The sequence below is a fragment of the Tessaracoccus sp. OS52 genome (assembly GCF_020687685.1).
Taxonomy (GTDB): Bacteria; Actinomycetota; Actinomycetes; order Propionibacteriales; family Propionibacteriaceae; genus Arachnia.
This window is the reverse complement of record NZ_JAJEWM010000001.1, coordinates 760,797-773,154: the sequence shown is the minus strand read 5'-3', so window position 1 is coordinate 773,154 and position 12,358 is coordinate 760,797. Positions and strand designations below refer to the sequence as shown.

Here is a 12,358-nt window from a genome sequence, read left to right as displayed (position 1 = left end):
GATCCCGGGGCACCTGCTCAAGACGCCCCGCCCCGCCCCCGCTCGTCCAAGGACGCGTCTGCCCAGCACGGGGAAGAACCGCACCCACTCCGGCGGACGGCCGGGATGGGTGCGGTTCCTTGGGTGAGACGTGTCATAGCCCCGCGAGCAGTTCCTCCATCTCGGTGATCTCTGCTTGCTGGTCGGCGATGATCTTTTCGGCCAGCGCCAGTGCTTCGGGGTTCTGACCGTCGGCGAGTTCCTTTTCGGCCATCTCGACGGCGCCCAGGTGGTGGGCGAGCATCCCTTCCAGGAAAGCTTTGTCGAACTCGGCACCTGAAAGGCTTTCGAGTTCGCCCATCATCTCCTCCTGGCTCATGCCGTTCATGTCCATGCCGCCCATGTCCATCCCGCCGTGCCCTGACGGCGTGGTCTCCTCGCCCCAAGCTGTGAGCCAGGCGCTCATCTGCTCGATTTCGGGGCCCTGGGCGGTGGCGATCCGCTCCGCGAGCGCCTCGACCTCGGGGGTTTCGGCTCGCTCGATGGCCAGTTCGGACATCTCGATCGCGCCCTCGTGGTGGACGATCATCATCTGCGCGAACGTGGTGTCGGCCTGGTTGTGCTCGGTTGAGACGTCCGCGGTCGGATCAGACGTGGTGTTCGGGGACTCCGATGCCGTGGCCGAGGATGAGGCCGTGGGCGTGGCGGTGTCCGACGTGGTCGTTGGGGCTGCGCAGGCCGAGAGAGTAGCCGCGACCAGCAGACCGCCCAGAGTGGCTGCGATCTGGTTCTTGCGAGACATTTCTGGCTCCATTCCTGGCCGACGGGGGTGCCGGTCCGCAGTGGATGCTACGAAAGGTGGGTCAGGGTTGCGTCTGCGAATGGTCAAGATTCGGTCAAGAAGCGTCCCGGTTCGGAGACGCGCGGAAGATGCAGCGTGAACGTCGAGCCGCGGCCCGGTCCCGGGCTGGATGCCGTGAGGGAGCCGCCGTGTGCGAGCGCGAGGCTGCGTGAAATGGTGAGCCCGATACCTGACCCCCCGGCGTCCCGTGCGCGGGCCGTGTCGGCACGGTAGAACCGGTCGAACACCCGCACCAGCTGGTCTGCGAAGAGACCGTCCCCTGAGTCCCTGACCGTGATAACGGCATCCTCGCGGGCTTCTCGCGCCTCGATGCGCACGTGACCACCGGGAGGGGTGTGCCGTAACGCGTTGTCCAGCAGGTTCCCGAGGATCTGGCCGACTCGCTGCGGGTCCGCGGCGACGATGCTGCCGTCCGAATCGGACTCCAGGTCCACGCCCTTGGACACAAACCTGGCTTCGAATGAGGCGACGGCGTGGTCGGCGAGTTCGGCCACCGACAACGGCTGGGTGTCCAGTGAGAATCTGCCCTCTTCGGCGCGGGAGACGTCGTGCAGGTCGAGGGCGACCTTCTGGAGCCTGGCCGCCTGCAGCGCCAGGAGGTTCTCGCTGTCCTCGTCCCACGGGATCACGCCGTCGGCCAGGGCCTCGAGTTCGGCCGTGAGCGTTGCCAAGGGTGTGCGGAGTTCGTGCGCGACGTCGGACAGCAGCCGCCGCCGGCTCTCCTCTGTTGAGTCCAGCCTGCCTGCCATGTCGTTGAACGCTTTCCCGAGGGCTTCGAACTCCGGGCTCGTCCCACCCGCCGCGACCCGCGCCGAGTAGTCACCTGCCTCGAGCAGGCTGGCGGCGGCGGTCAGTTGCTCGAGCGGTAGTTGCAACCGTCTGGTCTCCAGCCACGCGAGGCCCAAAGCCAAGGTGAGCGCCACGACAAGTCCCATGCCCAGCGACCTGACACCGGCGTCGAGGAAGGCCTCCTCGACGTGCGCCATCTCCGCCGACCCGCCCGAGTGCCCGAGTTTCAGCAGGTGCTCGTGGAACAGGGGCGGCCCGACGACGACCGCGACGAGTGCGGCGGTGATCACGCTGGCCGTCACCACCAGCGCCTGGGTCAGGAACGTCCGGGTGCCCCACCGCAAACTGCCCACGAACTCCCCCGGCCGCCTCATCCCGCGCCCATCCGGTAGCCCACCCCGCGGACCGTGAGGATGTAGGCGGGTTCAGCCGGCGGGTCACCGAGCTTCTTGCGGAGGTTGGCCACGTGGACGTCGACGACGTGATCGTCGCCGACCCAGCCCGGCCCCCACACCTCGTCGATGATCTGGCGCCTGCTCAGCGCGAGGTTCGGGCGGGAGGACAGGACGTCGAGGATGTCGAACTCGGTCCGAGTCAGCAACACCAACTCTTCCCCGACCCACGCGTCGCGGCCACCCGGATCCACGCGCAACCCACCAAATTCGCGCCAGGGTTCGCCCGCCGCTCCATTCGGGGGTCGTCGGGGTCGTCGGAGCACCGTCTTCACCCGGGCGACGAGTTCCCTCGGGCTGAACGGTTTGGTGAGGTAGTCGTCCGCACCGACGGACAGTCCGATGAGTCTGTCGACCTCGTCGACGCGGGCGGTCAGCATCAGGATGTAGCAGTCCGAGAACGTCCGGACCTGCCGACATACCTCGATCCCGTCCAGTCCCGGCAGCCCGAGGTCGAGGATGATCACGTCTGGGTCGAGTTCCCGGGCCAGCGCGACGCCGTCGGGTCCGGTGTAGGCCTCGGCGATCCGGAACCCATCTTGCCGCAGGTAGGAGGAGACGATCCCTACCAGCGCGCGCTCATCATCGACCACCAACACCCGTGCACCCGTTGACTCAACCATGAAGACAAGTATTAGCCCAGGTTGACACCGCGTATGGCCTCCGCTGGTCGGACCATGATGGACCTTGGCTGAACCTTGACCGCACGTGGACCGATACCAGACTTCCGCCCGCGAGTCTGGACCCATGGACGAGATCACGGCATCGCCGCCCGACGTCGTGGAGGTCACACTGGTCACCACGACGGCGTGCCACTTCTGCGAAGACGCGCACGCGCGCCTCGGCGAACTCGCCGGCAGGGGGCTCCTGAAGCTGTCGACGGTGCCCGCGGACTCCCCCGCCGGCCAGGCCCTGATCGGTGAACATCGCCCCCGGATGTTCCCGCTCACCCTGGTCGGGGGGCGGTTCTTCAACGACGGCAGGATCTCCCGCGGCAAGCTCGCCCGGCTCGTCGAACAGCTGGACGCGCGCTGATGGGTGCCGACCTGCTGAGCGCCGGGGGCCCTGGTGTCGGTCTTCGTCCTGGCGACCCTGCGGGACCGCAGCAAGCACTCCCTCGCCCCGCCGTCGAAGAGCACGCCTGCTGCGACGACACGGAATCCGCCCCGGTCCCCGCCGGAACCCAGCCCTTGGCAACCGCCCCGTCGAAGGAGCACAGATGAGCCAGACCAAGCCCGAACGTTCCCGGCGGACGCAGCTCCGGGTCCAGCAGGAGGCCGAACAGGCACGCAACCGACGGAACCGCACGTTGACGCGCGCGCTCAGCGCCGTCGTCGCGGTGGTGGTGCTGGCCATCACCGGCTACGGCCTCTGGACGGCGGTCCCCGAGCAGGGCGACACCTCGCGCCTGGCTCCTGACTTCACGCTCCCCACCACCGACGGGGGCACGGTCACGCTCAGCGCGCTCCGGCCCAGCCCGGTCATCATCTACTTCAACGAGGGCGCGGGTTGCGCGTCGTGCACCATGCAGATGGCCGAGATCGAGAAGCATCCGGGCTTCGCAGAGGCCGGCATCGAGGTGATCCCGATCGTCATGAACACCGCAGAGCAGATCCTGCCTGACATGCAGCAGTTCGGCGTCACCACGCCCTACCTCCTCGACGACGGGACCGTCTCCAAGGCCTACGACGTCCTCGACAAGGGAATGCACCCCGGAATGCCCGGGCACGGCTTCGTACTCATCGACGGCGAGGGCGTCCAGCGCTGGAACGGCAACTACCCCTCGATGTGGCTCGAGCCGCAAGAACTCCTCGACGAGGCTGTCAAGCGACTCAGCTGATCTCGACTCTCCCTTGCGCCGAGATCAGGAAGGGTGCAGCGGCGGTCAATCTGTCACCAGCGCTGTGACGAGCGGGGCCTTACCCAATCGGGTTCGGCGCAACCCATCGACTGCGACAACCTCTATCGGCATCGTCTCGACCCCGAGATTCCGTAGCGCCTTCTCAACTTCTACCCCTGCCTGGTGCGGGTCGTCGACTGGGGAAACCAGACGGACGAGAAGGTGGTCGGAATGCTGTTCCACCTGCCAACCGTTGGGCGCCGAGTTCTGCAGCGCGGTGGCGAACACCACCGGATGGACCCTGACCTCCCGATCGTGGCCGGGCAGTGTCAAGGTGTCTTGGCTGCGTCCATCAACCGATTCGAGCAGGGCGAAGGGGAGACCGCACGAGCAATTCGCGGTTGACAGGCGAACACTGTCGGTGAGTTCGTAGCGGATCAGTGGGAGCGTGCGGGAGAACAGGACTGTGACGAGAACTCGTTCAGAGGGGCTGCCCGCAGGCACCGGCTGGTAGGAGGAGTCGACAGGCTCGATGATGACGAAATCCTCGTACAAGTGCCATCCGCCCCGCGAGCAGGTCGAGGCGATCCCTGCAGTCTCCGTCGCAGCGTAGGTATCCACCAGCGCGTGGTGCCCCCAGGCCGACATCGCTGCGGCGCGGGCCGGTGCGGGCAGGACTTCGGAGGCGGCGACAACCTTCTCAGGCGAGATCTGAAGGGTTCCTTCAAGTTGGGCGTTCGCCAGCGGCCCGACGAGGGAAGAATATGCCACCAGCAGGCGAGGCTGGAACGCGTTGATCTGGGCCACCATTTCCTTCACGGGGAGGTGGGCGTCCAGCCGCAGGGTGGGAACAATGCCGGACCGGAGGCTGGCTCCGACCACTGCTGACTGGTGGCTCGGGTCGCGGGAACTGACGATCACGGTCCGCAACGGTGCGCCGGGGCCAACGTGGACATCGGCCCAGTCATTCACCCGCGCGTAGGAGGCCAAGACCCTGGTCCACTCTCGTCTGTTCCACGCGAACGTCGCACGCACTCCGGTGGTGCCGCCCGTCGCCGCCAGCCACCGACGCCGCCACGCCCGCGCCGGGTCATCACCGGTGGTCTGGAGATCGCGCAGCCGCTGTTCGACATCAGCCAGCCGTAGATCGGCGGACGTGCAGATCCGATCCCAGTGCCTCATCAGGTCCTTCTTGGTCAGCACCGGCAGCGCTGATAGCGGCGCGCCTTCCTTCCCATCCAAGACCTCGCTGTAGTAGGGCGAGTGCGCCCTGGCGTAGTCCAGCAGGCGCCGAAGCTGAGCGTGCTGGAACCCCAGCAGCCGGCGCCGATCCCAGCGGTCACGGCGCCGCACCCGAGAGCGCATGACCAGCACTCCGCCGAGCAGGAAGAGATTGGGGTTCATCCGGCAACTCCTGCCCCCGCCGGCAGTAGCGGCCCGGCCTCACATCCACACCGCACGGGTGTGCTGACCAGGGTCCTGCTCAAGTGCTCCACGGCCACTGTGATCACCCCGTCGAGACGGTCGTTGATGCACCCCCAGGGTGGGGATGGGACCTATTGTGCGCCCCCGGCACCCGTGCATTCGCCAACGATCCGACGAAGTTTCGGTCAAGGTAGGCCGCGTCCGCGGTCAGTGCTCATCGTGGCTGCCCCCGGTTCCCGTGGCGTACTCAGGGACAACAACCTCCACGGCCGACGGACCGGCCGCGGGCGGCAGGGGGCTATAGCTGATGCCGTTGGGCTTGTCCCCGACAGGCACGGAGGCCACGCTCTCGTCCGTGGTCAGGTCGATGACGGAGACGGTGTCGTCGTAGAGGTTGGTGACCCAGGCACGCTTTCCGGTCGGTTCGATGACGACGCCGTGCGGACCAGACCCTGCGGCGATGGTGGCCTCCACCGTCATGGAGTCCGGGTCGATGACGGAGACGGTACTGCCCGGGGTGTCGTCGGTGCCTTGGTCGGCCGACAGCAGCCGCGTCCCGTCATCAGTCAGGTACAGCTGGACCGGCGGCGCCGGAACGGCGACCTCGCCGGTCACTTTCTGTTCCTCCAGGTCGACCTTCACAACCGAGCTGGTTCCGATGAGGCTGACGTAGGCGTATCGCCCGTCGGCGCTGACCGCCACCTGTGGTGGGGAGTCCCCAACCGGGATGGTGGCGGTGACCTGGTTCGTGGCCGTGTCCACGACGTCGACGGTGCCAGCGGTGGTGTTGGCCACGACCACCGCCGAGCCGTCCATGGTGGGGCGCAGGCCGTGGGGCCCCGCGCTGAGGTCAACGGTGGCGCGGACTTCGAGCGAGGCGGCGTCATAGACGGTGAGCGTGTCGTCCCCGGCGTTGGTGACGTAGACCCGATCGCCGTCGGGTGTCAGGACCACGTGGGCGGGGCTGGCTCCGGTGGGGGCGGTGCCCCGCAGCTCGTAGGTTTCAGCGTTCAACGCGACCAGCGCATTGTTGTGGCCGCTGACCGCCCATACGGTGGAACCGTCGGGGCTCACCTGCACGTTGTGCGGGCTCTCGATCCCCGTCACCGTGGTCACCACTTCACCGGTCGCCGCGTCGATGGCAGTCAGGGAATCACCGTCCTCGTTGGCGACCCACACCGTGCCCGTGATCCCAGCCGCGTCCTCGGACTGCCCCGGCTCCCGCCCCTGGTCGTTCGCCCGGGTGGCCGCGGATTGGCTGGCCCGCGTCGGGGCGGTGCTGGTCGGTTCGAGTGTCGAGCCTGGCTCTGTTGCGCTCTGCCCGCAGGCCGTCAGCGACAGGGCTACCGTCGCGATGAGAGTGGCCTGTAACGCTGGGCGGCGCCAGCCGCGTTGAACATGAATCACCGAATTTCTCCTTGTTTCTTGTAAGAACTCTGCAGGGACAGCATCGCGCCCCGTCCTGTGCGGCAGGTCCTGATTCGATCAAGGTCCCGTCAAGACCGGACGTTCGCATCGGAACCAAGCAGTCGAAGTAGGAGGCACATGAAACCTTGACCATTCCTGAACCTTCCGGGGATGGCTTCTCCGTGAGCGGGAGGCAGTATCGAATACATGAACTACCTGAATCGACGCCAGCTGCTCCTGGCGGGCCTCGGAGTCGCTGGCGGCGGCCTGTCGGCGTGCGCTGCCCCCTCAGAGCCGGCGACGCCGGGGGCACCGCCATCCAGCGCACCTCCCCCGTCCATCAGTCGGACGCCCGCGTTGAGTCCGGCGCCCGGTGGAAGCACCGTTGAATCTGTCCTGCGCCCACGACCCGTCACCCTCGACCTCGGCGGCGTCACCGCCAAGACCTGGGCCTACGACGACTCGGGCGCCACTGTCCTGCGCGGGACTGCTGGAGACCTGTTCCGCATCAACGTCGAAAACCAGTTGCCGACGTCGACCAGCGTGCACTGGCACGGCATCCGCCTCCACAATGCTGCCGATGGCGTGCCCGGCGTAACGCAGCAACCCATCGAGCCGGGTACCACCTTCAACTACGAGTTCGTCGCGCCCGATCCCGGCACCTACTTCTTCCACCCCCACTCGGGAGTCCAGCTCGACCGGGGTCTGTATGCGCCGCTGATCATCGACGACCCTGCCGAGCCGGGTGACTACGACGACGAGTGGATCGTCGTCCTCGACGACTGGACCGACGGAGTCGGCCGGAGCCCGGATGAGATCTTCGAGGAGTTCGCCGCCAAGGACGGCTCAGTTTCCATGGGCATGGGCCATGGAAACATGGGCGACATGGGGCACGGATCCGGTTCCGCTCTGGGAGATGCTGGAGACGTGGCCTACCCCCATTACCTGATCAACGGCCGCGTCCCCGACGCCCCAGCCAGCTTCGACGGCGAACCCGGACAGCGGGTCCGGCTACGGATGATCAACGCCGGTTCCGACACGATCTTCAAGATCGCGCTCGGCGGCCACACCATGACAGTCACGCACTCCGACGGCTTCCCCGTCGAGCCCCGCGACACCGCATCCCTCTACATCGCCATGGGTGAACGCTACGACGCCACCGTCACCCTCGGCGACGGAGCATTCCCGCTCGTAGCAAGACCAGAAGGGAAGCAGGGGCTGGCACTGGCGGTAGTACGAACCGCATCCGGGACCGCGCCCACCGCAGAGACACCCGTCCCTGAGCTCGACGGCGACGCGCTGCTCGGCACGCAGCTACGGGCCGCAGACGGTTCGCGGCTGACTGACGGCGATGTCGACCTCTCGTTCGGCGTAGAACTAAATGGCCAAATGGACCCCTACGGGTGGGGCATCAACGGCCGAAAATTCGGCGACCACGAGCCCCTCGAAGTTGCAGCCAACAACCGGGTGAGGATGCGGATGACCAATATGACCATGATGGCGCACCCAATGCACATCCACGGCCACACCTGGGGACTCCCAGACAGCGGGGGGCTGCGCAAAGACACCGTCCTGCTGACCCCGATGCAGACCCTGGAACTGGATCTGATCGCCGACAACCCAGGCGAGTGGATGCTGCACTGCCACAACATCTACCACGCAGAAGTCGGGATGATGACGTCCATGCGCTACCTCTGATCGCCGGACCTCTGGGGTGGCCAACCCGGCTCCGGCGCCTGTTCCAGCGCCAGCAGTCCAGCGAGATTCGTTAGCGCTCCAGCCAGGCAACGGCCGGCCTTGGGTTTCGGACCACCTGCTCGTCTCCGTGCGATTCAATCACCGTGCAAGTCTCCCTGACCGACACCATCAAGCCCGGCGTCGCCCGCGCCATCGCAGCCCGCCGCAAGCAGGGCTGGAGACGGTGCTGCTCACCGGGGGACTGGGCATCGGCTACAACGTCGCCGCAATCCCCATCGCAGCCGCCGGACTCCTCAACCCCCTCATCGCCGCCGCAGCGATGTCATTGTCCTGGGTGCTCGTTGTCCACAACAGCCTCCGCCTCCAGAACTACGGCAGCCACCGCTGAGCCGCCGCACCACGAACGGCCGTCCACTCTGACCGGGGACGGTCAGCGCACGCCGGGTTCACTCGTGTGTGGTGTATTCGTGTTCGGCGTGGGAGGCTGCTTCGAACTGGATGGTGGAGTGCTCTACCGCGAAGTCGTCGCGGATCTTGGCTTGGACGTCGTCGAGCATTTGTTGGAGGTGGCCGTCGTGGAAGCAGGAGTCGACGACGACCACGTGGGCTGTGAGGACGGGGACGCCGGTGGCGACCTGCGTGGCGTGCAGGTCGTGGACGTCGTGCACGTGGGGCAGGCCTTGGATGCTGGTCCGGACTGCTTCCAGGTCCAGGCCCGGTGGTGTTGATTCCAGGAGCACGTGTAGTGCGTCTCGTGCGATGCGGATGGTCCTGGGGACGATGAGGGCGACGATGACGAGGGAGGCGATCGCGTCTGCGCGTTGGAATCCTGTGGTGGCGATCACCAAGGCGGCGACCAGGACCGCGACTGAGCCGAGGGCGTCGTTGACGACCTCGAGGAACGCTGCGCGCATGTTCAGGTTGGCCTGCCGGGACTTTGCCAGGATCAGCATCCCGATGATGTTGCCGGCCAGGCCGATCAGCCCGAACACGACCATCCCCGTGGTCGTGACCTCGGGCGGGTCGAGGAGGCGCTGCATGCCCTCGAAGAGGATAAACATCCCGACTCCGAACAGCAGCAGCGCCTGTGCGGCGGCGCTGAGGATCTCCACCCGAAGGAACCCCCAGGTTCTGAACGGTGTAGCGGGGCGCCGGCCGAGCACGGCAGCCACGAGCGCCATCGCCAGGCCAGCCACGTCGGTGAGCATGTGTCCCGCATCGGCTAGAAGCGCCAGGCTCCCGGTGAGGGCGGCCCCGACCACCTCCACCAGCAGGACCGTGGCGGTGACCGTCAGGACCACGGCCAGCGGCTTCCTGTGGTCGTCTGGACTGGTGTTCTGGTTGTGGTTGTGGTTGCCGCTCATGCTGCAACCTCTTCTCGTGTGGTTTCCACGGTAGCTGCCGACCGGGAACGCAGGCCGGTTGCTCGGCCGGCGCGCATGCCGTTGCCGATCACGACCACCTCGGCCAGCTCGTGGATGAGGACTACTGCGGCCAGTCCGAGGACCCCGAACAGCGCCAGCGGGATCAGGATCGCGATCAAGGCGAGGGACAGGGTCACGTTCTGCAGCATGATCCGGCGGACTCGGCGGGCGTGGTCGAATGCCTGAGGCAGCAGCCGCAGGTCGTCGCCCATGAGCGCGACATCTGCGGTCTCGATGGCCACGTCGGTGCCCATCGCCCCCATAGCTACGCCGAGATCAGCCGTGGCCAGGGCGGGGGCGTCGTTGACGCCGTCACCGACCATGGCCGTTGCGCGACCCGACCGCCGTAGGCGGTCGATGCTGGCTGACTTGTCCTCGGGACGCAACTCGGCATAAACCTGACCGATCCCCGCCTCACGGGCGAGTCCGCGGGCGGTGAGTTCGTTGTCCCCGGTGAGCATCACGACCTGGTATCCCGCCACCTGCAACAGCGCCACCACCCCGGGCGCTTCGGGTCGCAGTTCATCACGCACCGCGATCGCTCCGACCACTTCCCTGTCGACCTCCAACAACACAGCCGTCGCTCCAGCCTGCTGCATCCGGGCCACATTGTCGGCCAGAGCGCCCGGCTCGATCCAGCCAGGGCGCCCGAGCCGCACCCTGCGCCCGTCCACGTGTCCGAGCAGCCCGGCACCGACCTCTGCTGCGACATCGTCTGCAGGCCACACATCCTCGGCCGCAGCGAGGATCGCACGGGCCAACGGGTGTTCGCTGCGGACCTCCAGTGAGGCAGCAAGCCCAAGGACACCACTGCGGGTGTGGCCTGGTGTGGTGACGACGTCGATGACAGCGGGCTTGTTGCGGGTGAGGGTGCCGGTTTTGTCCAGTGCGACGATCCTGATCCGGCCCAGGGTCTCCATGGCTGCCCCGCCCTTGATCAGGATTCCGCGGCGGCTCGCCGCACCGATCGAAGCCACCACTGTCACCGGCACCGAAATCGCCAACGCGCATGGTGAGGCCGCTACCACCATCACCAACGCCCGAGCCAACCACACCGACGGATCACCCAGGAGAGAGCCGATGATTGCGGTGAGCGCGGCGGCGATCAGGATGCCGGGCACCAGCGGCTTGGCGATCCGGTCCGCGAGCCTCTGCGTGTCGCCCTTGCGGGACTGCTCAGCCTCCACGATGTGCACGATCCGCGCCAACGAGTTGTCCTGCGCGCCTGCGGTCACGTCCACCTCGAGGGCACCGGAGCCGTTGATCGAACCCGCGAACACCTCGGCGCCGGGTCCGACCTCGACGGGCATGGACTCACCGGTGATCGCCGAGGTGTCCAACGCTGTCCGGCCCGCCTGAACCCGGCCGTCCGTCGCCAGCCGCTCACCCGGCCTCACGATCAGCAGGTCACCCACCGCCAGGTCACCGGCCGCCACCTCCACATCCCGACCCCCGCGCCGGATCGTCGCTTCACGCGGGACCAGATCCAGCAGGGCCCGCAGCCCGTGGCGGGTCTTGGTGATCGAGTAGTCCTCCAGGCCCTCGGCCAGGGAGAACAGGAACGCCAACATGGCCGCCTCTTCGACCCGACCCAGCAGCGTGGCACCGACCGCGCCGATCGTCATGAGCAGGCCGACACCGACCTTGCCCCGAATCAGCTTCTTCAGGGCGCCCGGGACGAACGTCGACGCCCCCACCACCAACGCAACAGCGCTCAACACCAGCTCAGCGGTCTCCCAGCCCAGCTTTCCCGAGACGAAACCGGCCAAGAGGAACGCACCCGAGACCAGCCCGAACTGGATGTCCCTGATCTGCCACCAACGCTCCACGCCCTCGTCAGCGCCGCTGCCACCAGGCTTGACAGGGTCTGGTGCCTCGCATCCGCAGGCGCCCTCGTTCCCGGCGGGTTCCCCATCGCCACGGCCGGTCATCGCTCCACCCCTTGGGAATCGTGGGGCCTCAGCTGCTCGACACTCGGGTTCGTGCCGGTTCCCACGCCGTAGTTCGGGCACAGCGCCACCCCCTGACCCGTCGCCTCCAACAGACGCTCCGCCGCCGCCAACACCCCCAACACCTCCGGGGCACTGGTCAGCGAGAACACAGACGCCCGACCCTCCGGCCGCGACACCACCAGCCCACACTCCCGCAGGCACGCCAAGTGACCGCTCACAGTCGACTGCGCAAGCCCGAGATGCTCGGTCAGGTCTCGGACCCGATGCTCACCCAACGTCAGATGCTGCAGAATCGCCAACCTCGAAGGATCAGACAAACCATGGAACAAGGCCGCCGCAACCGGCAAACCCTCCAACAAAGACACATCCCCACCCGCCGTTAACATCGTCATATGGCGATGCTAGCACGTGGGCGGCGGCGGGCTGGAATCGACGGCGCTGACCGGCGCCTGGAGGTCCATGCGGTTTCGGCCGAGCCCCGGTGGCTGTACAGGCATGGCCGATGTTCCCTGTGCCCGCTTCGACGCCCT

General features: G+C 67.1%; 12 protein-coding genes. 4 read left to right on the top strand and 8 right to left on the bottom strand.

Annotated features, from left to right (window positions below; translation table 11 throughout):
* Positions 1-133 precede the first annotated feature (133 nt).
* The 3 genes from LKO27_RS03565 to LKO27_RS03555 form a co-directional block, all read right to left on the bottom strand.
* On the bottom strand, positions 134-781 hold the full coding sequence (locus LKO27_RS03565; RefSeq protein WP_227735510.1) for a DUF305 domain-containing protein: 648 nt from the start codon (positions 779-781) through the stop codon (positions 134-136).
* A gap of 83 nt (positions 782-864) precedes the next feature.
* Positions 865-2,004, bottom strand: coding sequence for a cell wall metabolism sensor histidine kinase WalK (locus LKO27_RS03560; RefSeq protein ID WP_227735509.1), 1,140 nt, complete (start codon positions 2,002-2,004; stop codon positions 865-867).
* Complete coding sequence (locus tag LKO27_RS03555) at positions 2,001-2,705, bottom strand: response regulator transcription factor (RefSeq protein WP_227735508.1); 705 nt, start codon at positions 2,703-2,705, stop codon at positions 2,001-2,003. Before LKO27_RS03555 ends, LKO27_RS03560 begins: the two co-directional genes overlap by 4 nt.
* Positions 2,706-2,829: 124 nt before the next feature.
* Here LKO27_RS03555 and LKO27_RS03550 point away from each other — a divergent pair, with 124 nt between their 5' ends.
* Both LKO27_RS03550 and LKO27_RS03545 read left to right on the top strand, forming a co-directional pair.
* Positions 2,830-3,117, top strand: a complete 288-nt coding sequence (locus LKO27_RS03550) for a glutaredoxin (protein ID WP_227735507.1) — start codon at positions 2,830-2,832, stop codon at positions 3,115-3,117.
* Between the two features lie 184 nt (positions 3,118-3,301).
* A complete protein-coding gene (locus tag LKO27_RS03545; RefSeq protein ID WP_227735506.1) occupies positions 3,302-3,922 on the top strand; it encodes a peroxiredoxin in 621 nt (206 codons plus the stop codon).
* A gap of 45 nt (positions 3,923-3,967) precedes the next feature.
* Here the strand turns inward: LKO27_RS03545 and LKO27_RS03540 are convergent, their stop codons facing one another.
* Together LKO27_RS03540 and LKO27_RS03535 are read right to left on the bottom strand one after the other, a co-directional pair.
* Positions 3,968-5,326 (bottom strand): hypothetical protein, encoded by a 1,359-nt coding sequence (locus LKO27_RS03540; protein ID WP_227735505.1) that lies wholly within the window; start codon positions 5,324-5,326, stop codon positions 3,968-3,970.
* 228 nt (positions 5,327-5,554) lie between these two features.
* The gene (locus LKO27_RS03535; RefSeq protein WP_227735504.1) at positions 5,555-6,754 is read right to left on the bottom strand and encodes a beta-propeller fold lactonase family protein; all 1,200 of its coding nucleotides are present in this window, start codon (positions 6,752-6,754) and stop codon (positions 5,555-5,557) included.
* Between the two features lie 207 nt (positions 6,755-6,961).
* Here LKO27_RS03535 and LKO27_RS03530 point away from each other — a divergent pair, with 207 nt between their 5' ends.
* Together LKO27_RS03530 and LKO27_RS03525 are read left to right on the top strand one after the other, a co-directional pair.
* Entirely contained in the window at positions 6,962-8,452 is a 1,491-nt protein-coding gene (locus LKO27_RS03530; protein ID WP_227735503.1) for a multicopper oxidase family protein, read from the top strand.
* A 223-nt stretch (positions 8,453-8,675) separates the two neighbouring features.
* Positions 8,676-8,840 (top strand): hypothetical protein, encoded by a 165-nt coding sequence (locus LKO27_RS03525; protein WP_227737278.1) that lies wholly within the window; start codon positions 8,676-8,678, stop codon positions 8,838-8,840.
* Between the two features lie 58 nt (positions 8,841-8,898).
* Here the strand turns inward: LKO27_RS03525 and LKO27_RS03520 are convergent, their stop codons facing one another.
* From LKO27_RS03520 to LKO27_RS03510, 3 genes are read right to left on the bottom strand one after another with little or no spacing between them, the layout of a single operon-like run.
* The gene (locus LKO27_RS03520; RefSeq protein ID WP_227735502.1) at positions 8,899-9,816 is read right to left on the bottom strand and encodes a cation diffusion facilitator family transporter; all 918 of its coding nucleotides are present in this window, start codon (positions 9,814-9,816) and stop codon (positions 8,899-8,901) included.
* On the bottom strand, positions 9,813-11,807 hold the full coding sequence (locus LKO27_RS03515; protein ID WP_304650885.1) for a cation-translocating P-type ATPase: 1,995 nt from the start codon (positions 11,805-11,807) through the stop codon (positions 9,813-9,815). The genes LKO27_RS03520 and LKO27_RS03515 overlap by 4 nt, the downstream gene beginning before the upstream one ends.
* Positions 11,804-12,220 (bottom strand): helix-turn-helix transcriptional regulator, encoded by a 417-nt coding sequence (locus LKO27_RS03510; RefSeq protein ID WP_227735501.1) that lies wholly within the window; start codon positions 12,218-12,220, stop codon positions 11,804-11,806. The genes LKO27_RS03515 and LKO27_RS03510 overlap by 4 nt, the downstream gene beginning before the upstream one ends.
* Positions 12,221-12,358 lie beyond the last annotated feature (138 nt).

Coding starts and splice junctions, on each gene's coding strand:
- LKO27_RS03565 (WP_227735510.1), bottom strand. CDS start 781: ATGTCTCGCAAGAACCAGATCGCAGCCACTCTGGGCGGTCTGCTGGTC.
- LKO27_RS03560 (WP_227735509.1), bottom strand. CDS start 2,004: ATGAGGCGGCCGGGGGAGTTCGTGGGCAGTTTGCGGTGGGGCACCCGG.
- LKO27_RS03555 (WP_227735508.1), bottom strand. CDS start 2,705: ATGGTTGAGTCAACGGGTGCACGGGTGTTGGTGGTCGATGATGAGCGC.
- LKO27_RS03550 (WP_227735507.1), top strand. CDS start 2,830: ATGGACGAGATCACGGCATCGCCGCCCGACGTCGTGGAGGTCACACTG.
- LKO27_RS03545 (WP_227735506.1), top strand. CDS start 3,302: ATGAGCCAGACCAAGCCCGAACGTTCCCGGCGGACGCAGCTCCGGGTC.
- LKO27_RS03540 (WP_227735505.1), bottom strand. CDS start 5,326: ATGAACCCCAATCTCTTCCTGCTCGGCGGAGTGCTGGTCATGCGCTCT.
- LKO27_RS03530 (WP_227735503.1), top strand. CDS start 6,962: ATGAACTACCTGAATCGACGCCAGCTGCTCCTGGCGGGCCTCGGAGTC.
- LKO27_RS03520 (WP_227735502.1), bottom strand. CDS start 9,816: ATGAGCGGCAACCACAACCACAACCAGAACACCAGTCCAGACGACCAC.
- LKO27_RS03515 (WP_304650885.1), bottom strand. CDS start 11,807: ATGACCGGCCGTGGCGATGGGGAACCCGCCGGGAACGAGGGCGCCTGC.
- LKO27_RS03510 (WP_227735501.1), bottom strand. CDS start 12,220: ATGACGATGTTAACGGCGGGTGGGGATGTGTCTTTGTTGGAGGGTTTG.